General features: G+C 72.1%; 18 protein-coding genes and 1 CRISPR repeat array. Of the genes, 4 read left to right on the forward strand and 14 right to left on the reverse strand.

From position 1 onward, the window contains the following. Positions 1-145: 145 nt before the first annotated feature. Positions 146-3,196 (reverse strand): discoidin domain-containing protein, encoded by a 3,051-nt coding sequence (locus ACGFI8_RS41300; protein ID WP_392813097.1) that lies wholly within the window; start codon positions 3,194-3,196, stop codon positions 146-148. A 158-nt stretch (positions 3,197-3,354) separates the two neighbouring features. Here ACGFI8_RS41300 and ACGFI8_RS41305 point away from each other — a divergent pair, with 158 nt between their 5' ends. Beyond that, the gene (locus ACGFI8_RS41305) at positions 3,355-3,606 is read left to right on the forward strand and encodes a hypothetical protein (protein WP_392813099.1); all 252 of its coding nucleotides are present in this window, start codon (positions 3,355-3,357) and stop codon (positions 3,604-3,606) included. Positions 3,607-3,652: 46 nt separating this feature from the next. On the opposite strand, the gene ACGFI8_RS41310 is transcribed toward ACGFI8_RS41305, so the two are convergent. Beyond that, entirely contained in the window at positions 3,653-3,967 is a 315-nt protein-coding gene (locus ACGFI8_RS41310; protein WP_392813100.1) for a hypothetical protein, read from the reverse strand. Between the two features lie 91 nt (positions 3,968-4,058). Further along, positions 4,059-5,261 carry a PucR family transcriptional regulator gene (locus ACGFI8_RS41315; protein WP_392813175.1) on the reverse strand — a complete coding sequence of 401 codons (1,203 nt, stop codon included), beginning with the start codon at positions 5,259-5,261 and terminating at the stop codon, positions 4,059-4,061. A gap of 137 nt (positions 5,262-5,398) precedes the next feature. Here ACGFI8_RS41315 and ACGFI8_RS41320 point away from each other — a divergent pair, with 137 nt between their 5' ends. Together ACGFI8_RS41320 and ACGFI8_RS41325 are read left to right on the forward strand one after the other, a co-directional pair. Continuing rightward, the gene (locus ACGFI8_RS41320; protein ID WP_392813102.1) at positions 5,399-6,877 is read left to right on the forward strand and encodes a flavin-containing monooxygenase; all 1,479 of its coding nucleotides are present in this window, start codon (positions 5,399-5,401) and stop codon (positions 6,875-6,877) included. Next, the gene (locus ACGFI8_RS41325) at positions 6,874-7,824 is read left to right on the forward strand and encodes an alpha/beta fold hydrolase (RefSeq protein ID WP_392813103.1); all 951 of its coding nucleotides are present in this window, start codon (positions 6,874-6,876) and stop codon (positions 7,822-7,824) included. The genes ACGFI8_RS41320 and ACGFI8_RS41325 overlap by 4 nt, the downstream gene beginning before the upstream one ends. 227 nt (positions 7,825-8,051) lie before the next feature. On the opposite strand, the gene ACGFI8_RS41330 is transcribed toward ACGFI8_RS41325, so the two are convergent. Then, entirely contained in the window at positions 8,052-8,717 is a 666-nt protein-coding gene (locus tag ACGFI8_RS41330; protein WP_392813104.1) for a maleylpyruvate isomerase N-terminal domain-containing protein, read from the reverse strand. Beyond that, positions 8,675-9,655 (reverse strand): fatty acid desaturase family protein, encoded by a 981-nt coding sequence (locus ACGFI8_RS41335; RefSeq protein WP_392813105.1) that lies wholly within the window; start codon positions 9,653-9,655, stop codon positions 8,675-8,677. The genes ACGFI8_RS41330 and ACGFI8_RS41335 overlap by 43 nt, the downstream gene beginning before the upstream one ends. A gap of 421 nt (positions 9,656-10,076) precedes the next feature. Here ACGFI8_RS41335 and ACGFI8_RS41340 point away from each other — a divergent pair, with 421 nt between their 5' ends. Then, positions 10,077-11,684, forward strand: a complete 1,608-nt coding sequence (locus ACGFI8_RS41340; RefSeq protein WP_392813107.1) for an ISL3 family transposase — start codon at positions 10,077-10,079, stop codon at positions 11,682-11,684. Positions 11,685-11,771: 87 nt separating this feature from the next. Then, a CRISPR array of direct repeats spans positions 11,772-14,487; the repeat unit is 24 nt; unit sequence GGACCATCCCCGCGTGCGCGGGGA. A gap of 44 nt (positions 14,488-14,531) precedes the next feature. On the opposite strand, the gene cas2e is transcribed toward ACGFI8_RS41340, so the two are convergent. From cas2e to ACGFI8_RS41385, 9 genes are read right to left on the reverse strand one after another with little or no spacing between them, the layout of a single operon-like run. After that, on the reverse strand, positions 14,532-14,909 hold the full coding sequence (cas2e, locus tag ACGFI8_RS41345; protein WP_392813108.1) for a type I-E CRISPR-associated endoribonuclease Cas2e: 378 nt from the start codon (positions 14,907-14,909) through the stop codon (positions 14,532-14,534). Continuing rightward, a complete protein-coding gene (cas1e, locus tag ACGFI8_RS41350; RefSeq protein ID WP_392813110.1) occupies positions 14,909-15,859 on the reverse strand; it encodes a type I-E CRISPR-associated endonuclease Cas1e in 951 nt (316 codons plus the stop codon). Before cas1e ends, cas2e begins: the two co-directional genes overlap by 1 nt. 14 nt (positions 15,860-15,873) lie before the next feature. Further along, the gene (gene cas6e, locus ACGFI8_RS41355; RefSeq protein WP_392813112.1) at positions 15,874-16,539 is read right to left on the reverse strand and encodes a type I-E CRISPR-associated protein Cas6/Cse3/CasE; all 666 of its coding nucleotides are present in this window, start codon (positions 16,537-16,539) and stop codon (positions 15,874-15,876) included. A gap of 2 nt (positions 16,540-16,541) precedes the next feature. Next, positions 16,542-17,243 (reverse strand): type I-E CRISPR-associated protein Cas5/CasD, encoded by a 702-nt coding sequence (gene cas5e / locus ACGFI8_RS41360; RefSeq protein ID WP_392813114.1) that lies wholly within the window; start codon positions 17,241-17,243, stop codon positions 16,542-16,544. Further along, the gene (gene cas7e, locus ACGFI8_RS41365) at positions 17,240-18,364 is read right to left on the reverse strand and encodes a type I-E CRISPR-associated protein Cas7/Cse4/CasC (RefSeq protein ID WP_392813115.1); all 1,125 of its coding nucleotides are present in this window, start codon (positions 18,362-18,364) and stop codon (positions 17,240-17,242) included. Before cas7e ends, cas5e begins: the two co-directional genes overlap by 4 nt. Next, positions 18,361-19,005 (reverse strand): type I-E CRISPR-associated protein Cse2/CasB, encoded by a 645-nt coding sequence (casB, locus tag ACGFI8_RS41370; RefSeq protein ID WP_392813117.1) that lies wholly within the window; start codon positions 19,003-19,005, stop codon positions 18,361-18,363. The genes cas7e and casB overlap by 4 nt, the downstream gene beginning before the upstream one ends. Further along, the gene (gene casA, locus ACGFI8_RS41375) at positions 19,002-20,654 is read right to left on the reverse strand and encodes a type I-E CRISPR-associated protein Cse1/CasA (protein WP_392813118.1); all 1,653 of its coding nucleotides are present in this window, start codon (positions 20,652-20,654) and stop codon (positions 19,002-19,004) included. Before casA ends, casB begins: the two co-directional genes overlap by 4 nt. Before the next feature lie 30 nt (positions 20,655-20,684). Then, complete coding sequence (cas3, locus tag ACGFI8_RS41380) at positions 20,685-23,525, reverse strand: CRISPR-associated helicase Cas3' (RefSeq protein ID WP_392813119.1); 2,841 nt, start codon at positions 23,523-23,525, stop codon at positions 20,685-20,687. Then, entirely contained in the window at positions 23,522-25,645 is a 2,124-nt protein-coding gene (locus ACGFI8_RS41385) for a UvrD-helicase domain-containing protein (protein ID WP_392813121.1), read from the reverse strand. The genes cas3 and ACGFI8_RS41385 overlap by 4 nt, the downstream gene beginning before the upstream one ends. Positions 25,646-25,826: the final 181 nt, after the last annotated feature.

Below are 25,826 nucleotides of genomic sequence, written 5' to 3' on the forward strand. Positions count from 1 at the left end.
GCGGGGGGGGGGGGGTGTTTTCGGAGGGGTAACCCCGGGTTTATGTCCCCCCCCCCGGGGGGTGGGGGGGGGGGCCCCCCCGGGGGGGGGGGGGGGGGGGGCGGGGGGGGGCCCCCCCCCCCCCCCGGGACGAGCTCCGACGGGATCACCAGTTGGTCAGGCCGGCTCCGTACGGGTAGAGCGGGTTGCCGTAGTTCGTCGGCACGGGCTGGCCGGCGTCGATCTTCGCCCGGATGTCGGCCCGCTGTGCCGCGGTGGCGCCCAGGTCGTACGGCAGGTCCCAGCTCTCCGTGGCGTCGGCGAGCGTGTCCGTGCCGCCGGCCCGCAGCACGTCGGTCAGGGCCCTCGGCAGCTGCCACGGCAGGTGGCCCGACGGCGTGAAGTCGCCGAAGAGCGCGCTCGCCACGGCCGGGCCCATCTCCTCGCCGCCCCGGTAGGTGACCAGGATGGCGGAGGCGAGGTCGTTCCACTCGGTGATGACGTACGGCCGCGGCATGACCAGCACGACCACGACCGGGATGCCCTGCCGCTGGAAGTTCTGGATGATCGCGAGCTGGTCGGCGGGCAGGTACGGCTGCTCCTTCACCCACGCCGTGGCGTGCGTGTAGGAGGGCTCACCGACCGCGACGACGGCCAGCTTCGGCGCCGGTCCCGTGTCCTGGTACACGTTGACGCCCGCCGTCGCCGCCCGTTTCTTGATCGCGTCGAGGATGTCCAGCGAGCCGTACTCCTGGTGGAAGTACGACGTCCAGATGCAGCACGCGAGCGGGTCGGCCGCGCGGGCGCCGGCCACGACGATGTTGTCGCCGGCGTTGAGCCGGATCGGCAGCTTCCCGCCGGTGTTCTTCAGCAGCGTGAGCGCCTCGCGGGAGGCCTGGTTGGCCAGGGCCGTGTACGCCGGCTGGTGGAACCGGGTCGGGCCGTTGACCGGGTCGCCGTACGGGTTGTCGAAGATGCCGAGGGTGAACTTCAGCCGCAGGATGCGCCGGACGGCGTCGTCGATGCGCGCCTGCGGTACACCCGCGGTGAACTGGGCGATGGAGAACCCGGCGGCGCCCGGGTCCGCGCCGCCCATCACGTCGGAGCCGGCGTTGGCGGCGCCGATCCACGACGTCGACGGCAGCCAGTCGGTGGTGATCAGGCCGGTGTACCCGAGGTTCTGCCGCAGGTACGCGAGGATCTTGGCGGAGTCGCCGGCGCCGGGGCCGCCCGGATCGAGGTACGACGATCCGGCGTAGCCGGGCATGATGTTGACGGCGCCGGCCTCCATCGCGGCCCGGAACGGGATCATGTGGTACTTGATGGTCACCGCGTCGTAGGTGATCAGCGCCTCGCCGCCGGCGCCCTCGCCGGGCCAGTGCTTGACCGTGGCGAGCACCGAGGCGGGGTTGAGCTCCGGGCCGCCCTGCAGGCCGGCGACGAGCGCCCGCACCTGCGCCGCGGCGACGTCGGCGTTCTCCCCGTTGCCCTCCTGGATGCGCGGGTACAGCACCTTCGTGCCCACCTCCGCCAGCGGCCCGAGCACGCCGCGCGTGCCGACCTCGAGCTGCTCGCGGCGCTGCATGTCGCCGAGCTTGTAGTCCAGCGGGTAGTCCTTCGCCGCCGCGAGCGCGCTCTGCGTCGGATAGGTGGTCTTGTACCCGTGGATCGTGTCACCGGCGGAGATCGGCGGAATGCCGAGCCGCGTCCCGGAGGCGCCCCGCAGGATCGTGTCGAGGTCCTGGGCCTCGGCCGGGCCGAAGTGCCACCCCGACTGCGCGTAGACCTGGGCATTGTAGAACATCTGGTACGCCTTCTCCTCGAGCGTCATGCGCCCGAGCAGGTCGTTGACCCGGGTCTCGATCGGCTGCCGCCAGTCCTCGTACGGCTCGATCGTGCCGTTCTTGTTCAGGTCCCGCGCCCCGCCGATGAGGTTGACGCCGTCGGCGACGGTCTCGACGTTGGGCAGGTACACCGAGAACTTTCTGATGTTCGACGTGGTGGTGCCCGAGCCGGTGACCGCCTGGACGTACCACTTGTAGGTCCACCGGTCCGGGATGTCCCACGCCGGCGTGTAGCTTGTGCCGGTCGGCTCGGCGACCTTGGTGTAGAGGTCGATGAGGTTGCCCGGCTGGGTGAAGTCGTAGTCGGTACGGCTGACGTTGAGCCACAGCTGGTACTTCGTGGCCCCGGCGACCGCTGCCCAGGTGAACGTGGGCCGGCGGGTGCTGGTCACCATCGCGCCGTCCGCGGGCGCGCTCAGCGCGAACTGCCCGGTGGTGGCCGGCGCCTTCGTCGGCCCGGACAGCAGCGGCGGGCTGGTCGACGTCGAGTCGATCGTGCCGTAGACCTCGAACTCCCACAGCGAGTAGCCGTAGCCGGTGGCCCGGGCCGTGCCGTAGAGCCGGACGTACCGCCCGGTGCCGGTCACGTTGAGCGTCTGGGTGCCGCCCGTGCCGGTGGTCGTGGAGTACACGGTGGTCCAGGCGCTGTCGTCGGGGGAGGTCTCGATCCGGAAGCCGGTGCCGTAGGCGGCCTCCCACTGCAGCCGCACCTGCGTGATGCTCGCGGTGGCCCCGAGGTCGACGCGGATCCACTGCGGGTCGCTGAACAGGCTGCTCCAGCGCGTGCCGGCGTTGCCGTCGAGCGCGTTGCCGGGCACGTTGCCGCCCTCCCACGAGGAGGCGGTCACGTTCTTGTACCGCGAGATCGGCGTCCCGGACGGCGGCGGGTTGGTGCCCTGGGTGCCGTACACCTGGAACTCCCACAGCGAGTAGCCCCACTGCGTGGCCCGGACCAGGCCCAGCATGCGCACGTAGCGCCCGGTGCCGGCGACGGCGAGCGTCTGCGTGCCCCCGGCGCCGGTGGTGGTGCTGTAGATCGTGGTCCAGTTCGCCGCGTCGGCGGAGATCTGCACCTGGAACGAGGTGGCGTAGGCGGTCTCCCAGACCAGCGTGACCTGGTCGACGGTGCTGGTGGCGCCGAGGTCGACCTGCAGCCACTGCGGGTCGCTGAACGCGCTGGACCAGCGGGTGCCGGTGTTGCCGTCGGTGGCGTTGGCGGCGACGGTGCCGCCGTTCTCCGCCGACGAGGCGGTGGTGGTCTTGCCCTGCGACAGCAGGGCCCCGGCCGCGTGCGCCGCCGCCGGCGCTACGACGGCGTAGGCGGCGGCGAGCAGCAGGGCGGCGATGGCGGTCTTGAGTCTTCGGGAGAGCATGCGAGAGAGCATTGGACGGCTCCTGGCGGGGGCGTCGCGATAGGACTGAGAGAGCGCTCTCTGGCCATCAGACTTATCGAAAAACGTCCACACGTCAAGCGCCCGGGTTCATCTGTTGTTCGGTTGTGCGCGGGCGGTCGATCTCGGACGATCGTTGGATGAGCACCGACGAGGCGACCACCCCGGCCGTCGACCTGTCCGCGGTCGCGTCGCACCGCACCGAGCCCCTGCACGCCGACACCGCCGACTTCGCCGGCGCCACCGACTTCGGCGCGATCGACGACGAGATGGAGGACGAGCTCGCCGAGGACGCGCAGGACGCCCCGTTCGACCTCGACGCGGACATCGCCCACCCGCACCCGGGTCACGCCGGCCCCGGCTTCGACCTCGCCCGCGACGTGTCGCTGTAGCGCGCCGCCGGCGTTCGCACCCAGAGCCCCGCGGCGCCGCGACGGTCTACCGCGGCACTGTGAGTGGATCCGTGCCGGCCGGGTCCATCCCCAGCAGTGGCGCCGTGGTCGGGCACCGTGGCGACCCGCACTGCCTCGCGTGGGCCTGGAACTCGGCCCGCCCGATCGGCACGACCGTGACGGCGAGGGGGCGCAGCGGCCCCGGCGCCCAGAACCGCCGGGCGCTCTCCGCTCTGCGCAGTGCCCGCCCCAGGCTCGTCGTGAACTGCGTGAACTCGTGCACCGCCCCTGCCCCGGTGCCGTGGTCCGGCGCGGGCCAGTCGAGCCGCACCGCGAAGCCGGCCGGGTCATCCTCGGTCATCGTCACCACCCCCTCTCAGGCAACGATCGAAGACTCCATCACGATACTCGAACACCAGTTCGAACGCACGGGCTGACCGCGACGGCGTCGGTCAGGGGCGGCCGCTCCACTGGAGGACCTCGAGGGCGACGCCGACGTGCAGGCTGTTGTCCGACAGCGGGCGGGGGAGCAGGGCGTCGGCCCGGGCCAGGCGGCGCAGCAGCGTGTTGCGGTGCGTGAACAGGCGGGCGGCGGCGCGGGTGGCGTTGCCCTGCTCGGCCAGGAAGGCGCGTACCGCATCGGCGAGCTCCGGCGGGGCGGTGCGCAACTCGCCGAGGGTGCGGTTGACGAACTCGTCGGCGCGCTGGCGGTCCTGGGTGACGAGCGCGACCAGCTCAACCTCCCCGTGGGTGGCCACCTGCTGGGTCGAGGACAGCCGGGCCAGCATCCGCTGGGTGGTGATCGCGTCGAGGTGGCTGCGGCGGAAGCCGTCGAGGTCGCCGGCGGTGGAGCCGATCGCGATCCGCACGCCGGGGGCGGGGCGCAGCCGGGCGGTGTCCGGGCGGCCGTGGACCCAGACCCAGCGGGTGGCGGCGCTGGCGATGACGGTCAGCGGGCGGGGCTCGTCCGCGGCCGCGGCCAGGGCGTCGGCGGCCCGGTCCAGCTCGCCCAGGTCCTGCGCCGGGTCGTCGCTCCAGATCACGGCCGCGGTGTGGGTGCGGCCGAGGCGGTACCCGAGGCGGGCCTCCGCGTGCTGCCGCCCGATCGGCGCGCCGTCCAGCAGCAGCGCCACCACCTCCCGGCGCTCGGCGTGCGTGCCGCGCAGCAGCTCGGCCCGTTCGGCGCGCATCTGGGCCGAGATCGCCGCGACGGTGTCGTCGATGAACGTGGAGATCGACCGGCACGAGGCCTCGACCAGCTCGCGCAGCTCCTCCGGGTCGTCGGTCAGGCTGAACGCGACGCGCAGCCACAGGCGCAGCGCGACGCCCTGGCCGATGCGGTACGCGTCCAGCGCCGACTCGTCGAGGCCGCGCCGGACGAGGTCGCGGGCGACGGCCAGGGGCGCCTCGCCGAGGTTCGCCGGGACCCGTACGCCGGGCTCGCGGACGTTGGCCGCGGCCCAGAACAGCAAATTGGACCGGTTGGTGCGGCGGGTCCCGGCCGCCAGCACCGGATCGGCGGCGATCGCCTGCATGTTCGCGCCGGCCAGGGTCGCTTCGTCGAGCTCGGCCAGCCACTCCGGCGGCGGGTTGAGGGCGATCTCGGCGCCCGCGCGGATGAGCTCGCGCATGCGCGGCGACGGCGGCTCCCACATCACCGCCCCAGGGTAGTGACAATTTGCACCTGCGAAAGGGTGAACCTGGTGCGTTTCGCCCTTGGTCCGGGGCCGCCGAACCGAGACGCTGAAAGACGCTGCCACGAGCACCCGACGCCTGCCACCTGGAGGTGCCAATGCCCGAGGTCGAACACCTCGACGTCGTCATCGTCGGCGCCGGGCTCTCCGGCATCGGCGCCGCGTACTACCTGCGGCGATCCCACCCGCACCGCCGCTACGCCATCCTCGAGGCCCGCGGGGCCAGCGGCGGCACGTGGGACCTGTTCCGCTACCCCGGCGTGCGCTCCGACTCCGACCTGCACACGTTCGGGTACGAATTCCGGCCCTGGCGCGACGAGCGCTCGATCGCCGAGGGTCCGGCGATCCTGCGGTACCTCCGCGAAACCGCGACCGAGCACGGCATCGACCGGGCGGTGCGCTACCACCACCGGGTCGTCGCCGCCTCGTGGTCGTCGCCCGACGCGCGCTGGCGGCTGGAGGTCGAGCGCGCCGACACCGGCGAGCGGACCGCGCTGACCTGCACCTGGCTGTTCTGCGCCGGCGGGTACTACCGCTACGACGAGGGCTTCACCCCGCGCTTCGAGGGCCGCGAGCGCTTCCGCGGGCCCGTCGTGCACCCGCAGGAGTGGCCGGAGGACCTCGATCACGCCGGCAAGCGCGTGGTCGTCATCGGCAGCGGCGCCACCGCGGTCACCATGCTGCCGGCGATGGCGCGCACCGCCGCGCACGTGACGATGCTGCAGCGCACTCCGACCTACGTCCTGTCGGTGCCGTCCCGGGACACGCTGGCGGCCCGGCTGCGCCCGCTGATCGGCGAGCGGCGCGCGCACACGACCGCGCGCCGGCTGAACATCGCCCGGCAGCGGGCCGTGTGGCGGTTCTGCCGCCGGCACCCGCGGGCGGCGCGCCGGCTCATCCGGTGGGCCAACGCCCGGGCGCTGCCCGCGGGCTATCCGGTCGACGAGCACTTCAACCCGCCGTACGACCCCTGGGACCAGCGGCTGTGCTTCGTGCCCGACGGCGACCTGTTCCGGGCCATCCGGGCCGGCACCGCGTCCGTGGCCACCGGCCGCATCGCCACCTTCACCGAGACGGGTGTACTGCTGGAATCGGGCCAGGAGCTGCCGGCCGACATCATCGTGACCGCCACCGGCCTCAACGTGCAGGCGTTCGGGGGCGTCGCGCTCACCGTCGACGGCGCGCCGGTCCACCTGCCCGACACCATCGCCTACAAGGGCGTCATGCTGTCCGGGGTGCCCAACCTCGCGTACGCGATCGGCTACACCAACTCGTCGTGGACGCTCAAGGTCGGGCTGCTGTGCGAGTACTTCTGCCGCCTGCTGTCCCACATGGACGAGCGCGGCTACGACGTGTGCCGCCCCGAGCCGGCCGACCCGGGCATGCCGACCCGGCCGTTCCTGGACTTCGACGCCGGCTACATCAAGCGCGCCATCGGCGAACTGCCCCGCCAGGGCGACCGCGCGCCGTGGCTGACCTCGATGAGCTACCACTCCGACGTGAAGCTGCTGCGCCGCGGGGCGATCGCCGACCCGCAGCTGCGCCTCAGCTCGAGCCGTGCGACGGTTGCGGCATGACGGAGTCCATGGACGACGGCTTCTGCGACCTGCCGGGCGGCATCCGCGTGTGTTACCGCGCGGAGGGGGACGACTCGGCCGTACCGCTGCTGCTGATCGCCGGCCTCGGCCTCGACCTGACGTCGTGGCCGCGGCCCCTGCTCGACGGCCTGCTGGGGCGCGGGTTCCGGGTGGTCCGGTTCGACAACCGCGACGCCGGCCGCTCCACGCGGGTGCGCGCCCGTCCGCCGGGCCTGCTGCGCCAGCTGGCCGCCCGGCCGCCGCGCGGCGCGTACACGCTGGAGGACATGGCCGGCGACGCCCTCGGCGTCCTCGACCACCTCGGCATCGGCCGCGCCCACGTGGCCGGCATGTCGATGGGCGGGATGATCGCCCAGTCCCTCGCGGCCGCACACCCGGACCGGATCGCCACGCTCACGTCGATCTTCTCCACCACCGGCGAGCGGCGGGTCGGGCAGCCCGCCCGCTCGACTTTGCTGCGGATGGCCCGCGGCCCCGCCCGCACGCGCGAGCAGTGGGTGGCCCGGCACCTGTCGATGCTCGACCACATCGGCTCGCGCGCCTACCCGTACGACGAGGCGGTCGAACGCGCCTGGGCCACCGGCGCGTGGGACCGGGGCGGCGGCCTGGCCCGGCACGCCGGCGTCGCGCGGCAGATCGGCGCCATCCAGGCGTCCGGCGACCGGACCGCGGCACTGCGGCGCATCACCGCGCCGACGCTCGTCGTCCACGGCGACGTCGACCGGATGGTGCACCCCAGCGGCGGCCGGGCCACGGCCGCGGCGATCCCGGGCGCCCGGCACGTCGAGATCGCCGGCATGTCCCACCACCTGGCACCGGGCGTCATCGACCAGCTCGTGAACCTCATCGCCGAGTCGTCGAACATGGCGACAAGTCCGATGAATCTGGATTTATTAGAAATTTCGGACATGCCTGAAAAGCCCTGATAAGTGCGGTGCGTGCCGACCGCCTCTCGGCTCGGCTCTCCCGCGCCCGGCCGGCGACGCCCACCTGCTCGTCTCCGGGTTGCTGGCCGACGCCGCCGGCTGGCCGCTGCTGTTCGCGGGCGCGGCGAGCGCCGCGCGTCTCACGCGGCCGTGGCGGCCCGGCGGTTCGCGCGGCCGTGGCGGCCCGGCGGTTCGCGCGGCTGCGCGCCGCCGCGGGCTGAACACCGTCACGCGCCGGGTGGCGCTTCGAGGGCCGCCCGGACCGTCCACGACTCGCGGCGCGGGTGGCCCGGCAGCTCGACGCGCCCGGTCGCCCACAGCAGGGTGCGGCCCGGGTCCGGGCCGGCATCGAGGGGCACGTGGTGGAACAGCCGGGACAGCACGGCGGCCGAGAGATCCGCGGGCGGGGTCCAGGCCAGGCCCAGGCCCTGCGCGATGTCCCAGGTGTGTACCAGGATCTCGTCGACGGCCAGGGCGGCGAACCCGGCCGGGTCGGTCGGGCCCCAGTGCCACGCGCGCGCTTGCGCGCCGGCGGCGTCCAGTTCGAGGCGCAGCAGCTGGGCGCAGGCGGCCACGATGCGCAGCATCGTGCGTGGATGCGTGTCCGGCCGGACGGACAGGTCCAGCGGCAGGTACTCCGTGTCCTCGCGACCGGCGAGCTGCATCGCGTACGCGGTCAGGTCGTGCGCGATGTGCGCGGCGGTGTCCAGGCACGTCCAGTCCAGCCCGCCGGCCCGGGCCGCCCACGCGCCGCCGATGCGCGGGTCGTCGTCTCGGCCCTCCGGCGGCTGGCGGGACACGACGCTGGCGCCCGGATCCCAGGCCGCCCCGGCGGGCCCGGCAAGCAGCCTCAGTGACTCGCCGAGGGCGCGCCCGACATCTCCGCTGTCCACCGTGGCACCGTATCGGCGTCCGGCAGCGGGCGCACGTCGTCGGCCGTGGCTGGCACCGGACCCTGGAACTGCCGCGCGACCGCGGTGAACCAGCCGAGATGAAACTCGTCGCGGTCGGCGGTGAACGCGGCGCGCAGCTCGTGCCAGCGCAGGCCGGGGTGGCGGTGGTGCACGTTGTGCAGGTTGAAGGCCAGCACGAAGTACTCCAGCGGCCGCGGCAGGCGCAGGTTCATCGCGTCGAGCGGGCGCTCCAGCCGGGTGCGGTAGTGGTACGCGTTGTCGGCCAGCGACACGATCAGGGCCCGGGCGCCGACCGCGCTCCACAGCAGCCACGCGTGGCGGCCGTAGGCGATGGAGGATCCGGTGTACACCACGATGACCGCCACCCCCTCGAGCCGGAACCGGCGCAGGTTGTCGCGGCGGGAGACCCGGTCGAACAGCAGCCCGCTGACCGAGTCCAGCGAGTCGGTCTTGCGCACCAGCATCCGCCAGCCGGCCTGGGGGAGCAGGACCAGCACCACCGAGGCGAGCTCCGCGAGGTACAGGCCGCCGAGCAGCCGCGGGTAGTACGAGCGCGCCGCGGCCAGCCACGAGGTGCGGGCCGGGTCGTAGACCTCGGTACGCTCGCGCTGGGTGCGGCTGTATCGGTGGTGCAGCAGGTGCCCGGCCTTGAGCAGGGTGAACGGCCCGCCGTAGCCGACCGCGAGCAGGCGGCCGAGCCGGTCGTTCCAGCGCCGGTCGCGCAGCAGGGCACCGTGGATACCTTCGTGGATGAGCGACCACAGCGGGACGGTGGTGAGCGCGATCGGCACGAGCAGCCAGGCCCAGCGCGCATCGACCGGGAGCAGCAGGAGGGGCAGCGCGACGAGTTGCAGCAGCAGGGTGGCGAGCGCGGCACTGGCCAGCGCGATCGCCAGCACGGACTGACGGCGGACCATGAACGCACGCTAACCGGGCGAAGGAAACCACCGAGTGACTTCCTCGCGAAGCGTCTCTGAGATCCTATGAAAGCCTGTGTCAGGCCACTGCCCCTGCGTGTAGCGCCGCCGTCACGTGCAGGTGGAGTCCTCGCGGCTGTCGCCGCCGGCACCTGGCTCCCGATGGCGCTCCGGGTGTCCGCCCCACCGGACGCCGACGAGCACCCGGTGAGGGGCTGGGGCGGGGACCCTGCGTCGCAAGGGCGCCGAGCGTCTGGTGTTGCCAGACGCCGCAGCCCGTGCAGCGGCGAGTCTTCGAGAGCTGTCGGCGACGCGTGAAAAATGGATCTGGCCCACTTTGGTTGATTGAAGGTGATCCCTTCATGGATCGCTGATTGTCCACTGTGTACTGTTCTGCCGGTGCGATGATCGATGCCTTGAGATGCTGTTGCCGCAACTGGCCGGCGTGACGGTCGAGCGGGTCGAGCACAGCGCGGTTGAGCTGCGGATCTGGGCCTACCCGAAGACGGACCAGGCGTCCTGTCCCGGGTGCGGCGGGCGCAGTGCGCGTGTGCACCGCCGTTACCAACGCCGGGTCGCCGATCTGGCGGTGGGTGAGCGGCAAGTGGTGCTCGTGCTGCGGGTTCGGGTGTTCGTCTGCCGAGACGACGCCTGCCCGGTCCGGCGGTTCGCCGAGCAGGTCAAGGGCCTGACCGAGCCGCACGCCCGGCGCAGCGGCGGCCTGCGCGGCGCGCTGGAAGGCATCGGGCTGGCCCTCGCTGGCCGGGCCGGGGTGCGGTTGGCGGCCCGGTTCGGGCTACCGACCAGCCGCAACACGATCCTGCGGCTGGTCCGCCGGCTGCCGGACCCACCGCCGGCACCGGTACGGGTCCTCGGCGTCGACGATTTCGCGATCCGCCGCGGGCACGTCTACGGCACGGTGCTCATCGACCTGGACACCCACCAGCCGATCGACGTGCTGCCCGACCGGGAAGCCGACACCCTCGCCGCCTGGTTGCAGGCACATCCCGAGGTGGCCGTGATCTGCCGCGACCGCGCTGGCGCGTACGCCGAGGGCGCCCGCACCGGAGCACCGCAGGCGATCCAGGTCGCCGACCGCTTCCACTTGTGGCAGAACCTGGCCGAACACGCCGAACAGGCCGTGCGCCGCCACTACGACTGCCTGGCCGAGCCTGTCGAGCCCGTCGAGCCTGTCGAGCCCGAAGGTGCTGGGTCAGTCCCGCTGCCCGACCTGGGCCGCCTCGCCGCTGACGCCGCCGAGCAGCGGGCCCAGTCCGGCCGGCTGGCCGAACGAACCCGGCAACGCTTCGAGCAGGTCCAAGCCCTGCGCGGCCAGGGTATGGGGATCAAGGCGATCATGCGTGAGCTTGGCCTGGCCCGGGAGACGGTCCGCCGGTTCGCCCGCGCTGGCAGCGTCGCTGAACTGCTGGTCACCGCCCAGGTGGGGAGCCGTCCCAGCATCCTGGACGCGTTCGCTGATCACCTGCACCGCCGCTGGAGTGAGGGCTGCACCTCCGCGACGCAGCTGTTCGCCGAGGTCAAAGCCCTCGGCTACCGCGGCAGCTACGCCACCCTGCGCGGCTACCTACGCCCGTTCCGCACCACCGCCGGCAGCCCGCCGCCAGCGGCCCGGCCACCGAAAGTCCGGCACATCACCAACTGGATACTGCGCCGGTTCACCGACCTCAACCCCGACGAGCAGGACAAGTTCCACCAGATCCGCAGACGCTGCCCCCACCTTGACGCGCTCGCCGCCCACGTCGCCGCGTTCGGGGATATGCTCACCGGCCGGCACGGCGACCGCCTCGACGCGTGGATCGCCGCGGTCGAGGCCGATGACCTGCCCGACCTGCATTCCTACGCCAACGGCCTCAAACGCGACTACGACGCCGTCCGCAACGGCCTCACCCTGGCCCACAGCTCAGGAGCTGTCGAAGGCCAGGTCAACCGCATCAAGATGATCAAGCGGAAGCTGTTCGGCCGCGCCAAGCTCGACCTCCTCCGCAAGCTCGTCCTCCTCGCCAGCTGACCCATCCGAGGGACCAACTTCAATCAACCAAAGTGGGCCAGATCCAAATTTCAGCCGCCGTTGACAAGAGCCGCCGCACCATGCGATGGACCATCCCCGCGTGCGCGGGGAACACCCGCGAACGCCGCTGGTACCGCCACGACGCCGGGGACCATCCCGCGTGCGCGGGGAGCACGCTCGCGTTCCACAACACGGTGGCGCGGTACGCGGGACCATCCCCGCGTGCGCGGGGAGCACGGCCTGGGTGTGTTCGTGCGCGAGCTTGCGCTGGGACCATCCCCGCGTGCGCGGGGAGCACACGAGGACGTCGTCCGAGGTCAAAGCCAGCAACGGACCATCCCCGCGTGCGCGGGGAGCACAACCCCCTGGCCGCGCCGGTGCTGGACAAGCGCCGGACCATCCCCGCGTGCGCGGCGAGCACGACAGGCCGCGGTCGACCAGACGGACGAAGACCGGACCATCTCCGCGTGCGCGGGGAGCACGCCAGCGCAGCGAGGACGGTCGCGCGCATTGCGGGACCATCCCCGCGTGCGCGGGGAGCACCCCTCCCACTCCTCGCGCGACGCAGCCACCACCGGACCATCCCCGCGTGCGCGGGGAGCACTGTTGGTGTGTGGTCGGTCCGCGTGTCGTACGGGGACCATCCCCGCGTGCGCGGGGAGCACGCGCTAGAGACCTATCTGCCCGACGCATTCGCAGGACCATCCCCGCGTGCGCGGGGAGTACAGGTCGTCGTAGCGGGCCCGCGCCAGGCGCAGCGGACCATCCCCGCGTGCGCGGGGAGCACTCCTTCATCGCGGTCAGCGAAGCCTCGTCCAGCGGACCATCCCCGCGTGCGCGGGGAGCACAACTTCACCAACGGCATCCGGAACCGACTGTCGGGACCATCCCCGCGTGCGCGGGGAGCACTCCGTCTTCCGTGATGCCGAATTGTTCGCGGTAGGACCATCCCCGCGTGCGCGGGGAGCACCATCGGCGAGGTGTGCGTACACCTCCTCGTCGGGGACCATCCCCGCGTGCGCGGGGAGCACCTGGGCATCCAGGTCTACGACGCGGCCGGGAACGGACCATCCCCGCGTGCGCGGGGAGCACGCACCCGCGCGCCGGATCTCGGCGATCCGCGACGGACCATCCCCGCGTGCACGGGGAGCACAGCCCGGTCTCGTCGACCAGGGCTCGCATCCGCGGACCATCCCCGCGTGCGCGGGGAGCACGAGATCGGTCTCCGTGGCCTCAGCCTGCACCAGGGACCATCCCCGCGTGCGCGGGGAGCACTTGAACCGGATTCCGGTGCGTCAGGGGGACTTGGGACCATCCCCGCGTGCGCGGGGAGCACTACGCCTGCGCCATCCGGTGCTGCCACACCCGCGGACCATCCCCGCGTGCGCGGGGAGCACGTCATGCTGACAGCATAGCAATGCGCCCGGTACGGACCATCCCCGCGTGCGCGGGGAGCACTTCCACGCCCGGACGTGCATCCGCCTCATCGCCGGACCATCCCCGCGTGCGCGGGGAGCACATCCCTTTCCTGAATAATGCTCGACGGGTGAGGGGACCATCCCCGCGTGCGCGGGGAGCACTCACCTGGGTATCGGCGTGGGCGTGCTGCTGAGGGACCATCCCCGCGTGCGCGGGGAGCACGATTGGCTGCGCATCCGCGGGGCACGCGATGAGGGACCATCCCCGCGTGCGCGGGGAGCACTGCCCGGCGTGCCCCGGCCGTGTCGCCGGTCCGGGACCATCCCCGCGTGCGCGGGGAGCACCCCCGCGGGGTTTTCAGCGCCTCTCGAGTCGCCGGACCATCCCCGCGTGCGCGGGGAGCACGAGCCGCACGCGTCTGTGATCGGGGGACTCTGAGGACCATCCCCGCGTGCGCGGGGAGCACGGCACTCATCGAGGTGCCCGCGTACGGCTTCCGGGACCATCCCCGCGTGCGCGGGGAGCACCTGTACCACACCGAGACCATCACGGGCGACAGCGGACCATCCCCGCGTGCGCGGGGAGCACGGGGGTTTCCCCCTTTCCGATTAGGCGTGAGACGGACCATCCCCGCGTGCGCGGGGAGCACTGCCCCTGCATCGCCCGCCGCCGCTCGTGCTCCGGACCATCCCCGCGTGCGCGGGGAGCACCCGTGCCAATCGAGGTACTTGGTTTGCAGATCGGGACCATCCCCGCGTGCGCGGGGAGCACACGCACGTCGACCGCCTCAAGGCCCGGATCAAGGGGACCATCCCCGCGTGCGCGGGGAGCACTGCAAGAAGTGCCCGCCGGAGAGTCCGGTCGTCTGGACCATCCCCGCGTGCGCGGGGAGCACGTCCGGCTGGATGACGGTTCCTCCGATGGGGAAGGACCATCCCCGCGTGCGCGGGGAGCACGGAGTGGGAACAGCCGGAGGAGGCTACGGCTAACGGACCATCCCCGCGTGCGCGGGGAGCACGCGGTCACCGCTGACTTCACGGCGCTGTTGTAGGGACCATCCCCGCGTGCGCGGGGAGCACGGTCGGCGCCTGGCGCCCACTCCGCCCAGGCGGGGACCATCCCCGCGTGCGCGGGGAGCACATCGCCTTCTCAGCCCGGGTCGGCTTGCGCAGAGGACCATCCCCGCGTGCGCGGGGAGCACGTCGTTGGCCTCGTGAGCTGCGATCAGCACGCCGGACCATCCCCGCGTGCGCGGGGAGCACGGCTGGCACCCGCACCTGCACGTTCTGCTCGTGGGACCATCCCCGCGTGCGCGGGGAGCACGGGGCTGGTGCCCGGGAGGATTGCGGCTGGACGGGACCATCCCCGCGTGCGCGGGGAGCACACTTGTTTACCTGGGGCGATGAAGATCCAGATCCCGATTTTTGTTCACTTGCTGTCGGAGGTGGGCGAGGCGGGGCGGGTGCGGTGACCAAATCGGCGGCGGCGTGCTGCTTTGCTCCAGCCGGTTGGCATTGCCGCGTTGAAGACGGGTTCGCTGGGGCGGCGCATCAGCGTTATCCCGTCCAGGTCGATCGGCGTCCAGTGGTGGTCGTGTACCTTGAAGGAGAGTCGCTGCTCGCCGTTGACCTGAAATACCATCAGTGCGCGGCCTGGTCCGGCCATGTCGACCACCCGTGCCCACAACCGGCCCCGTATCCGTGCGTTGACATGCCCAACGTACACCCCGGCGGAGATTTCCAGCAGCCACTGGGTGAGGTGGCCGCGTAGCCCGGGCGGGCAGGCGGTGAGGATGATGACCGTCATCAGAAGTCGATGTCCTCTCCGCCGGCATAGTTACGCCCCGCGGGCACCTCGAAGCCGTTGTCGTCCCACAGGCCCAGGGAGTCCTCTTCGTCGATTTCACCGGTGGGCTGTGGCTGGAGCAGCAGCGTTCGGATGTCGCGGACGGATCGGGTGAGGATGGCGCCGTCGTGGACTCGGTCGCGGACCGCTCGGCGGGTGTCCGCGCTGATGTCGCTGGAGCCGCCGGCCACCACATCGAATGCGACCGGAATGGTTATCTCGGCCTTGTAGAGGTCTGCGATGTCGTACACGAAGGCGCGTTCGTGTCCAGTGTGGACGAAGCCTAGCCCGGGGGCCGCGCCGAGCGCGACGATGACGGCGTGGACGATCCCGTACAGGCAGGCATGCGCGGCCGACAACGCCTGGTTGATGAGGTCGCCGGACCCGAAGTCGTTCCGATCGTACTGGCGCTGGTCCCAGGCGACCCCGGTCCGGATAGCGTGCTCCCGGTAGGCGCGACGGACCCGGGCGCCCTCCTTGCCACGGAGCTGCTGCATGGTGAGGTTGGCGGTGTCCTCGCCCGGGAATCGCATCGCATACATGGTGCGGGCCACGGCCAGCCGACGGCCGCGGTGACTGACCGCAGCCGCCTGGGCGATGAGCAACCGGCTGGACGCGGCCAACGACCGGCCGTGTGCGTAGTAGCGAACGCCCCGCTCGCCGACCCAGACGGCGGTGGCGCCGTGGTCGGCGAGCAGGGCGACGGCTTGGTGGGTGATGCTGGTGCCGGGTCCGAGCAGCAGCACTCCGACGGAGGCGGCCGGGATGTGCACGACGCCCCGGTCGTCGGTGGCGGTGAGCGCGTTGCTGTCCCGGTGGATGACGCTGCGTTCGAGGTAGAGGAAGCTGATCCGGTCCTCGGCACGGGTGAGATCGGCGAGTTCGGCCGGCGGTACTCCGGGAATCTGCATCGCTCGGCCCGGTCTCAGTGTGCTGGGGCGATGGTCAGCAGGCCGCAGCCATACGCCTTGGCGTGCCCGATGCCGAGGGTCAACGCCTGACGGAAGGCGTCCGCGTCGGTGACGTCCAGCACCCCGTCGTAGGTCACCGTGGTGAGCGTGACCGCACTCATACCTCGCTTGAAGCTCAGCGTCTGGCGCCGATGCAACATCAGGTTGGGCTGGCCGTCCTGCTGTGCCGCCACGGCGAAGCCGCACCGGGCGGACCGGTCGACCAGCCACTGCTCCTGCTCGGCGGCTCGCAGGCGGCCGAAGCGTTGCGTGTCCTTCGACTCGGGGGTCTTGCGGCCGCTGTGCGTCGGGTTCGCGGTGAGCCGGAACGCCCACCGCTGGCCCGGGCGCAGCGACGAAAGCAGCCCGTCGTACGCGCGGGTCGTCCAGGCCTCGGCCGTGCCCCCGCCGGCCTGGTCGACCAGGTGCGCGAGGTCGGGCCGGCCCGGGCTGACGAGATAAAGCTGCACGGCCCCGGCCGCCGTGGTGTCGAGCCGCCACAGGGTGCGCGCGCCGGGCCGTTCGTGATCCTCGGGTACGGCGAAGGCGCCCCGGACCGCGGCGTGCATGACCTGTGGCGAGGCGAGGAGCTTCCGCGCCCCACGGCGGGTCGGGTCGATCGTGAACCGGGTGAGGAACATGCTCAGCCTCCCAGCAGGCTCAACGGGTCGTGCTCGGCGACACCAGCACGTTCGGCGAGGTCGTTGACGACGTCCACGTGCCCGCGATGCACCGCCCGCCAGGTGTGCTGGCGATGCGCGGGGTCGAAGCTGACCGGCTCGTCGTGCACGGTCTCGGCGGTCGGCTCGCCCGGCCGGGCATCCCGGATGATCTCCAGCCGGACGGAGCGGGAGGCCCGTTTTCGGTACCACTCGGCGGCGATCCAGGGCCACGAGGCTAGCGCGCCGTCGAGGGTGTCGTCGTGGACGCCGAGGCTGACCGGGCGGGCCGGCGGGCAGGAGCGACGCCCGAGGTAGAGCGGAAAGTGTGGCCGCTCCAGCGCCTCGGCAAGGCCGGTGAGCAGTTCCCGGTCGCCGCCGATGACGGCGAGGAACGCCGCATCGGCCAGGTAGAAGCGGTACGTCAGGGGGGCGCTGACCTGCCCGTCCAGCGTTCGCGCGGTCTGAAAGTCGCGCAGGATCTGTCCGGGCTGGTCCAGGCGCACCCCGAACTCCAGCCCGAGTAGTTCCGTCAGCGGTTCGGTGCGGCGGATGCCCTTGGCCGCGGCAAGCAGCCCGATCACGCCGCTCTTCGTCGGCGCGACCTCGGTGCCCCGGCGCGCGAACCGGCTGGAGGAGCCCCACGACTGCAGCGGCGCGGCCAACTGCAGCACCAGGACACTCATGCCGGCTGGCCCAATGCCGCGGTGACCTGCTCTCCGACCCCGGTGACGAGCTCGCCGAACGTCACCGCCTTGCCGAGGTCAGCCAGCGCCGCGGTCTGCTCGCCGACCTGGGTGACCCAGCTGCCGACCGGCCGCTCGCCGTATGCCTTCTCCACCGCGAGCACGTGGTCGGCCAGGGCGGCCGCGGCGAGCTTGACCCGGCCGGCGGACTCGGTCTCCTGAATCGCGGTCTCGAACGCGCCGACCATGTTGATCGGCTGCGTGTCGCGCACCCGTACCACGACAGCGTCGGGCAGGGTCCGGTGGGCGAACGTGTTCTGCTTGCCGGTCGGCACGCTGCGCGCGAAGGCGACCAGGAACGCCTCCACGGCTGCCCGCGTGGCGGCCGCGTCGCCGAGAGTTTCGTGGAGCGCGTTCACGTTGACGGTGGCGTATCGGTACAGGGTGGAGGAGTTGAACTCGATGGTGCCGATCATGCCCGCGCCGGTCTCGGCGGCGTCTTCCTTGCGGTCGTCGACGGCGGTGAAGTAGTCGAACTCGTTGTCGACCGCGTGCACGCTGATGGCGTGCGCGACCTGGCATGCGGCGTCCACGTTGATGTCCGCCATATCAGCGACCATCCGGCCGAACATGGCGATGTCCACCGAGTGCTCGGTGTTCGCCAGTTCCTTGAGCCGCTTCTTGTCCAGGGCCGCTCCGGCGCGCTTCGATTCGAGCGCGTCGGCCGCGAGGTTGTCCAGCTGCCGGTGGCTGAGGAACAGCAGGTAGCCGGATTCGGCGTCCTTGGCCTCGCCCTTCTTCTTCTCGGCCTTGGCCAGGCCCAGCGCGGCGAACACGTCGGCGGACAGGGCGGACGCGTCTTCGTCGGTCAGGCTCGGGTCCAGCGCTTTGATCCTGACGGCGAGCGACTCGCCTACCCGCTTGGTCCGCTCGCCGAGCTGGGAGTCGTCCAGCAGGTCGGCGAAGGCCAGCCGGACCGCGCGCTTCCACGCCTGGCTGGACACCCGGGCGCGGCGCACCCCGCCGTACATGGCGGTCTTCGGCGAGCCGGTGTCGTCCCGGTTGAGGTTGCTCGGCGGCACGGTCTGCAGGACGTACACGTCGATGATGGTGCGGTTCATGCGGCGCTCTCCTCTGGGGCCTCGGTGGTGGACTCGTCGATGCGGTTACGGAAGAACTCCCGGCCCCACGTGGCTTGCACGTCGGCGCGTCTCACGGGCTGGCGCAGGCGCCGCAGGTCGTCGGCGAGCAGGCCGTAATCGAGGGGGAGCTGGTGCTCGCGCAGCATGGTGACGAGGCTGCGCAGGTGGTAGATGCCTTCGGCGTAGGTGCTGGCGGTGCCGAGCGCGGCGAAGCGCCGGCGCACCCCGTCCGGCCCGTCGGAGGCATGCACCAGGCGGGCCAGGGCCCGGCCCATACCGTGGCCGTCGACGTGCATCGGCTCCTGGCGGGACTGCTGGTGCAGCGCGTAGAGGGTGACCGCATCGTGCACCGCGTACTCGGCGTCGTCGGCTTTATCGGCCGGCCGGCGACTCAGCAGGCCGTCCGGGACCCACAGGTAGGTCTCCAGTGTGTAGTCGAAGCCGGGGGCGCGGCCGATGCCGCGCCGCAGCCGGGCCAGCGCGCTCACCGCCTCGGGCCGGGGCGGGTCACGCAGCACCTGCGCCTGCAGGGCGCCGACGATCCGGGCGACATGATCGCCCAGCTTCTCCCGGCGGCGTGCCGGTGCCTTGCGCGCCCGATCCGTCGCGACCGTGGTCATTGTGGTACCTCCTGGGTCTGCTCCGTGTGCTCGAAGGCCAGCGGCAACGCCTTGGCCAGTCCGGTCCGGAACCATGCCTCGGCCTGGTAGCTGGAGTAATGGACCTGCTTGCCGTTCTTCTCGTCGATCAGGCGCCCAACCCAGGCTTTCGGCCCAGCGGCCTCGACCAACTCCTCGCCGAGCTGTCTGACGGTCCGCCACGCCGCGCGCTGCCACGCCGTGCGCTCGGCAGCCAGGTCACTGTCCGGACGCAGGTCGGCCAGCCAGTCCCGGAACTCGCGGTCCAGCTCGGCGTATCCCCGTTCGGCCGCGCGTTCCGCCGCGCCGCCAGGATCGCCGCCTGCGGCGCGGACGAGGTTGGTGGCGAGCCGGCCCAGGACCCGGACCGCGGCCTCCGCGTCGGCGGCGGCATCCACGGCGGCGGTACGTTGGGGAGACCCCTCGACCAGCACCAGCACGTTCATCGTCAGCGCATCGCCGAAGACCTCGTCGACGACCGCCTGCTGGGTGCCGTAGGTGACGCTGACGGCGTGCGGACGCACCTGGAGGTCCTGCCCGACGGCCCCGGTGCGCGTCAGCCGGGCCAGCCACCGCAGCACCAGGGGCGAGAGCCGCTGCGCCGGTTCGTTGCCGGACGGCGGTGGCGGCAGCAGCGTCTGCAGGCCGCGCCACAGCGCCCGCGTGTGGTCGTGGGGCCTGGGGAGGTACACCGGGGTCCGCTTCTGCTCCTTCTCCCTCGGACCGCTGCGGCCCCAGACGCTCATCGGCTCCAGCAGGTGCCGGTCCTGCCAGTCGAGCTGGTCGCCGTAGGCGATCATGGCGCCGGTGATGCCGTCCCGGTCGCCGAAGAGCCGGATCCGCCGCGACTGCCAGGTGTAGAGGCTCAGCAGGCCGTACGGCCCGCGGGTGGCGTCCGTCTCCTGGACGGCGCTCTGCGGTTCCCGTTCCCATGCCGGCAGGTCGCGCTCGTCGGCGCGCTGCCAGTCGGGCGCGACGGGTATGAGGTTGAGCAGCAGCGTCTGCCGCAGGTTTGCGCCCTCCAGGTAGACGCCGCCCAGCGCGCCGACCGAGGCGACCCCTTGGGGATATCCCTTGCCGTTCTTGACCCGGGGATCACCGATCGCGCCGGTCTTGATGCCGGAGGAGTCGTACGCCTGGCAGTGCACCAGCCACCAGGCCGCCTCGGCCGGCGAGATCGATTCCATGCCCGGCCCGGCGCGGGTGGTCAGGAACGGCATGCCGTTGGGCACGTCGGCGATCAGCCGTTCCAGCCCGTAGGTGTTGTCCTTGTCGGCGCGCAGGTCGGCGACCTGGTAGAACGGGTGCTTCGGGTGGAGCAGGTCGAACCGGTCGCGGAACGCGTCCAGGTAGTCGGCGAGATCGGTCAGTGGCAGCCGGCGGTCCCGCCACAGGTCCCGCCATGCAGCCTCGCCGAGCGGCCCGCCGGCGGCGCGGTGCAGGACCGCGAGCGCCAGTCGCAGGATCGCGAATGTCTGCGTGGGCAGCTCGCACGCAATCATGCGCAGCTCGCCGGCCTGCTCGAACAGGCCGAGCAGCGAAACCTCGCGCCGCTGCCCCGCGCCGTCCAACACCGGAATCCACGCCTCATCCACGAGCGAGAACCCGTCTTCGTGTGGTGAGCCGGTCACGGCATCACCTCCTTTGCGATCGAGGTGGACTCAGGCGGCGCGAGTGACGCGCAGACCCTCGTCCTGGTCGTAGTGCAGGTCGAAGCCGGCCACGGTGGCGTGCCCATCGCCGTCGATGTCGAGGACGAGCTCGCCGGCCAGCCAGTGGCTGCTCTGCCATGCCGCCAGCTCGATCCGGCCCTCCAGGTCCGCGATGACGTCGTCGATCACCTCGGGGGCGGTCATCGTCCGCGGCAGCGGTAGCGTGCAGCGCGCGATCTGCCGCGGCAGCGGCCAGCGGGGTTCGCTGGCGGTCGGGACAGGGACTCCACCCCCGTCGATCCACGGCGGTACGACGAGTCCGTCCGGGGTTCGCACGAGGAGCAGCACCTCCAGCGACTCGGCGTCGGTGTCGCGGACGTGACCCTGCGCCGCGCGGTCGTCCGTGTCGCCGACGCCGCCGGAGAGCCACCCGATCAGCGATGAACCGCGTTCGCCCAGGGCGGCCAGCCGGAATCCGTCTGCCTGCTGTTCCTTGGTAGCCTGCTCGTCCTGCCGCCGTACCTCCGCTTCGGCCATCGCCGGCTGCCAGGACGGCGGGCCGACCGGTGCGTCGCCGTAGGCGGCCTGGGTGAGTGGCGCGATGTCGGCCGGCAGCCGCAGCGGCTCGCCGTCCAGGTGCGGCAGCAGTACCGCGGCGGCCCGCAGCAGCGTGGAGGTCTGGTACACCCGGCGTGAGCCCGGCACCGGCTGCGGCGGCTCCTCGTTCCAGCCGGCCCCGGTGAGCCAGCAGCTCGCCGCGGCGAGCCGGGCCGGGCGGTCGGCGCGCGGATGCCGGTGCAGGCGGCCGATGCGCTGCAGGACCAGGTCTACCGGGGCGAGGTCGGTGACGAGCAGGTCGAAGTCGATGTCGAGCGACTGCTCGGCCACCTGGCTGGCCACGACGACGTGCCGGTGCGGACGGTCGGCGCTGCCGGGCGGTCCGAACGTCTCCCGCAGCCAGCGGTCCTTCGCGGCCCGGTCGACGGCCATGAACCGGGAGTGCGCCACCGACACCGGAATGTCGGCACCGAGCGCGGCGCGCAGGGCCGCGGCCGTTTCCTGTACCCGCGCCACGGTGTTGCGGACCACCAGCGCGCAGCCCCCGTCGGACAGCTGTTCGCGGAGCAGGTCGGCCAGCGTCGCCAGGTCGTCGTCCAGCCGGCGCAGCCGCACGTCGACGCCGCGGCCCGAGTCGGCGCAGCTGGTCGCGGTGGCGCCGCGCCCTTCGCCGGATACGGTCACCAGCGGGTACCGCAGGTCGGTGCGGAGGGCGGCGTAGGGGTCGGGCCTCGACTTGCCCCGGTCGCGCCAGGTGAGTGGGGGCGGCGGCCCGAGCCGGCCCCGGTCGTACGCCTCCATGAGTTTGGCACGACGGTGCGCGGGCAGCGTCGCGGAGAGCACCACGACCGGCACGCCGTAGCCGCCGAGCCATTCGAGGGCCCGGTCCAGGAAACTGCTCATGAACACGTCGTACGCGTGGGCCTCGTCGATGACCACGACCTTGCCGGCGAGGCCGAGATGGCGCAACGCGAGGTGCTTGCTGCGCAGCGCGGCGAACAGCAGCTGGTCGATGGTGCCCACCACGAAGCTGGACAGCAGGGTGCGTTTGCGGCCGGCCAGCCAGTCGTGGACGCCGATGTCGGCGCCGCCGGCGTCCTGGGCGATGCCGCTGGGCAGCGAGGTGAACCGGAGCTTGTCGTACTCGGGGTTGAGCGCCGCCTTGCCGTGCGCGAGCCGCACGTCGCGGTCGCCGCGGCCGACCTGGGCGTCAGGCAGCCGGCGAAGCCAGGACAGCATCCGGCCGAACATGGCGTCGCTGGTGGCCCGGGTGGGCAGCGCGAGGTAGCAGCCGGACGCGTTGGTACGCCTGGCAAGGATCTCCACCGCGGCCAGCGCGGCCTCGGTCTTGCCCTCGCCCATGGCGGCCTCGACGATCATCATGCCCGGCGCCGGCATGGTCTCGGCCAGCTCGGCGACGGTGCACTGCACCGGGCGCGGTGTCGCGCCGGCCGGCAAGTCGAACCGCGCGGCAAACAGTCCGTCCACATCGGACGGTGGGGTGGCCGGCAGCCAGGGCATCGGCAGGTTCAATCGCTCCCAGCCGGCGCGCAGCCGGTCGGCGTCGGCACTGTCCAAGATGTACGGAAAGAACTCCTCGGCGCTGGCGATCCAGTCCGCGACGATGACCAGGCCGGTGAGGGCCGCCTGGACCGGCTGCGACAGCGGCGCGTCCCGCCATTCGGCGAGCCGGTCGCTGGCCCCGGACCGCTCGGTCATCCAGGTCAGCAGCTCCCGCTGGACCTCCTCCCACGCGGCGTCGCCGAGCAGGTGCCGGCGCGCCATCACACCCTTGAGCTGCTCGTCGGTGGGCGGCACGCCATGGTGTCCCCCGACCACGACGGCGTACGGATCCGGGTCCTCCCAGCCCTGCTGCCGCAGCCAGTCGGCGAGCACGACGTGGCCCGCAGTGGCGTGCGGCGCGCGGCGGCGGTCCGCGTTGATCTGGCCCAGGTGGTACCCGAGGCCGCGGTCGCGCATCCGCCCCGCGAGCGCGAGGGCCTGAACGGCGAAGGCGGGGGTCGCCTTGCCGATGTCGTGCACCCCGGCCAGCCAGACCGCGAGCGCCCGGCCGTCGGCGTCGCCGCCGGGCAACTCGTCGGCGACCCGCCGGCGCACCGCCGGGCTGAGCCAGCCGTCCCAGAGCCGCCCGGCGACGTCGGCGGCGTCGGCGAGATGGCGCCACAGCGGCAGCCAGCCCACCGGCGACGTGCCCGTGCGGTCGGTCTTGCCCCAGACGGATCGTGCCGCCTCGCCCAGCGGCGGCCCGGCGCCCACCGCAGCGGTACTCATGGCGTCACCGCCGGCAGGAGCGTGCTGGGCGCGCCGGTGTGCGACAGGTAGAGCACGTCGCGGGCTCGGGTCAGCGCGACGAACAGCAGGCAGCGCTCGCGCTGCAGGTCCTGCCGGTGGCTGTGCGGGTCCTCGGCCGCCGAGGTGACCGCGTTCGGTGCGGGCAGCGTCCCGGCGTCCAGCCCGAACACGGCCAGGCACTGGAACTCCAGGCCCTTCATCCGGTGCATGGTGGTCACCCGCACCCCGTCGATGCCGCGCCGGTCGTCCGCCACGTCGATGTGGGCCTCGCTCAATGTCCGGCTGATGGTCTTGACCAGATTTCCGGTGCGCGCGGCGACGCCGATCGCGTGCGGCTCGACGCGCTGTTCGAGCCAGGTGCCGACGCGCTCGACCAGCGCGTCGAGCTCGCCGTCCCGGTCGGTGTGGGCGTTCACCTCGGGTGTGCCGCCGTGGGTGACCGAGCGGTACCCGCGGAGGGTGTCGTCCTGATCGTCGAGACCGAGGACCGAGTCGCCATTGAGGACCCGCACCGACAGGTCCAGGATCTCGTGGGTGGTCCGATAGTTGACGGTCAGCCGTCGGGTCCGGCCTCGCACCTGGATGCCGAGTTGGGCCAGCGACACGTGGTTGTCGTAGATGCGCTGGTACGGGTCGGCGAGCAGGAACATGTCGTTGGGGCCGGGAGCGACGAGCGCCCGCAGCAGCCGCCACTGCGCCGGGTGCAGGTCCTGCGCCTCGTCCACCACCACGTGCCGGTACGGCGGGGTCGAGCGCCTGACGATCTCGGCCGCCTCGTCGGCGAGCTGGGTGTGGGTGCGCAGGCCCTTCTTGGCCAGCTGGGCGGCGACGCTGTGCATCGCGGCCCACACCTGGTCGCGCTGCGCCGCCCGCAGTCCCTCGCCGCGGCCGCCACGCTGAGCGTCCCGGTACGCCTCCATGCTGGCCAGTTGCTGGGCCAGCACCACCTGCTCCCACTCGCGCCGCAGGAAGGCGCCGCTGAACCTGGTCACCCGGCCGGCCCGACTCTGATATGTCGGCCCGGCCGCGGCGGCCTCGGCCCACAGCGGGTCCTGGACGTCGTCCTCGGCGATGGTGACCCGCTTCCGGCTTTGGGTGACGATCTCGTACGCCAGTTTGTCGATGCTGACCACGTCGATGCGGGAGCGCACCGCCGGGTCGTCGGTGAGCCGGTACAGCTGCTTGCCGAGCGCGTCGGCCAGCGCGCGGGTGAACGTGGTGAGCAGCACTTTCGAGCCGTCGTCGGGCAGCCGGCCGGCTAGGAAGACGGCCCGGTGCAGGCCGGTGACGGTCTTCCCGGTGCCGGCGCTGCCGGTGACCAGTGCGGGGCCGCTGTAGACCTCGCGGTGGGCGACATCGCGTTGGGTCGGGTGCAGGAAGGTACGCCAGAGGTCGAACGGGCGGGCCAGGATGGCGGCCAGCTCCACCGGGCCGTCGACGAACTTGAACCGGTCCGGGGTACGGCGGGCGGCGGCTTCCAGATCGTCGGCGTCCACGCCGCCGAAGTCCCTTCCTGCGATGATCCGTTCTGACAGCTCCTCCCAGACCTCCGCCGTGGACATCCCCGAGGCCAGTCCACTCAGGACATCACTCTGGATCTCGGGTAGCAACCGGCACAGGCTTTCCCTTTGCGGCTCCGTGTTGATCCGCCGCAGCAACGGAATCAGGTCCGGGTCGATGCCCAGGCGTTCCAGGTCGCGGTTGGACGCCTGGTCGAACAGTCCCTCGGTGGGCGGCGCGTCCGGCAGTGTCCGCGCGAACTCCTCGATGCCCACCTGGTCGCGGACCTCGAGGATGCCGACTACCTGGTTGACCGAGAAGATCCGGCTCACCGCGTAGTCGTTGGCGTCGTCGTGCGGCAGCACGTCGTGCAGGAGGTACTTGGCACTGCCGAGCGCCACCACGATCCCGCGCCAGAAGTCCGAGACTCTGATGGTCCGAACCTTCGGGTCACGTGCACCGGTCAGCTTCTCCAGGTGCAAGCCGGCATGGGTGTGCTCGGCAAACTTCAGGATCGCCGCGTCGACCGCCCGCTGCACCGGGCGGGGCAGCCCGGCATAGCGGCGGAGAAACCCTGCATCAATGGCCAGCTCAGCCATCCCGTCCCTTCCCCTGTCGTCGGCGTCAATCGCGGGTGCTGCCCCACCAGAATTTGTGTGGTGTCGACCGCCGCTGCCACCGCCCACGGCGACCCATCGGCTGGCATCAGATTATTGTGAATACTGACTTCAAGCAAATGCATTATGGATCCAGTTCACGAAAAACGGAGGACGGGCGATC

The sequence above is a fragment of the Dactylosporangium sp. NPDC048998 genome (genome assembly GCF_043197855.1).
In the GTDB taxonomy this organism is placed as follows: domain Bacteria; phylum Actinomycetota; class Actinomycetes; order Mycobacteriales; family Micromonosporaceae; genus Dactylosporangium.

Excerpts from the sequence above, each read along its gene's own strand:
- ACGFI8_RS41300 (WP_392813097.1), bottom strand. The coding sequence starts at position 3,196 with ATGCTCTCCCGAAGACTCAAGACCGCCATCGCCGCCCTGCTGCTCGCC.
- ACGFI8_RS41305 (WP_392813099.1), top strand. The coding sequence starts at position 3,355 with ATGAGCACCGACGAGGCGACCACCCCGGCCGTCGACCTGTCCGCGGTC.
- ACGFI8_RS41310 (WP_392813100.1), bottom strand. The coding sequence starts at position 3,967 with ATGACCGAGGATGACCCGGCCGGCTTCGCGGTGCGGCTCGACTGGCCC.
- ACGFI8_RS41315 (WP_392813175.1), bottom strand. The coding sequence starts at position 5,261 with ATGTGGGAGCCGCCGTCGCCGCGCATGCGCGAGCTCATCCGCGCGGGC.
- ACGFI8_RS41320 (WP_392813102.1), top strand. The coding sequence starts at position 5,399 with ATGCCCGAGGTCGAACACCTCGACGTCGTCATCGTCGGCGCCGGGCTC.
- ACGFI8_RS41325 (WP_392813103.1), top strand. The coding sequence starts at position 6,874 with ATGACGGAGTCCATGGACGACGGCTTCTGCGACCTGCCGGGCGGCATC.
- ACGFI8_RS41335 (WP_392813105.1), bottom strand. The coding sequence starts at position 9,655 with ATGGTCCGCCGTCAGTCCGTGCTGGCGATCGCGCTGGCCAGTGCCGCG.
- ACGFI8_RS41340 (WP_392813107.1), top strand. The coding sequence starts at position 10,077 with ATGCTGTTGCCGCAACTGGCCGGCGTGACGGTCGAGCGGGTCGAGCAC.
- cas2e (WP_392813108.1), bottom strand. The coding sequence starts at position 14,909 with ATGACGGTCATCATCCTCACCGCCTGCCCGCCCGGGCTACGCGGCCAC.
- cas1e (WP_392813110.1), bottom strand. The coding sequence starts at position 15,859 with ATGCAGATTCCCGGAGTACCGCCGGCCGAACTCGCCGATCTCACCCGT.
- cas6e (WP_392813112.1), bottom strand. The coding sequence starts at position 16,539 with ATGTTCCTCACCCGGTTCACGATCGACCCGACCCGCCGTGGGGCGCGG.
- cas5e (WP_392813114.1), bottom strand. The coding sequence starts at position 17,243 with ATGAGTGTCCTGGTGCTGCAGTTGGCCGCGCCGCTGCAGTCGTGGGGC.
- cas7e (WP_392813115.1), bottom strand. The coding sequence starts at position 18,364 with ATGAACCGCACCATCATCGACGTGTACGTCCTGCAGACCGTGCCGCCG.
- casB (WP_392813117.1), bottom strand. The coding sequence starts at position 19,005 with ATGACCACGGTCGCGACGGATCGGGCGCGCAAGGCACCGGCACGCCGC.
- cas3 (WP_392813119.1), bottom strand. The coding sequence starts at position 23,525 with ATGAGTACCGCTGCGGTGGGCGCCGGGCCGCCGCTGGGCGAGGCGGCA.
- ACGFI8_RS41385 (WP_392813121.1), bottom strand. The coding sequence starts at position 25,645 with ATGGCTGAGCTGGCCATTGATGCAGGGTTTCTCCGCCGCTATGCCGGG.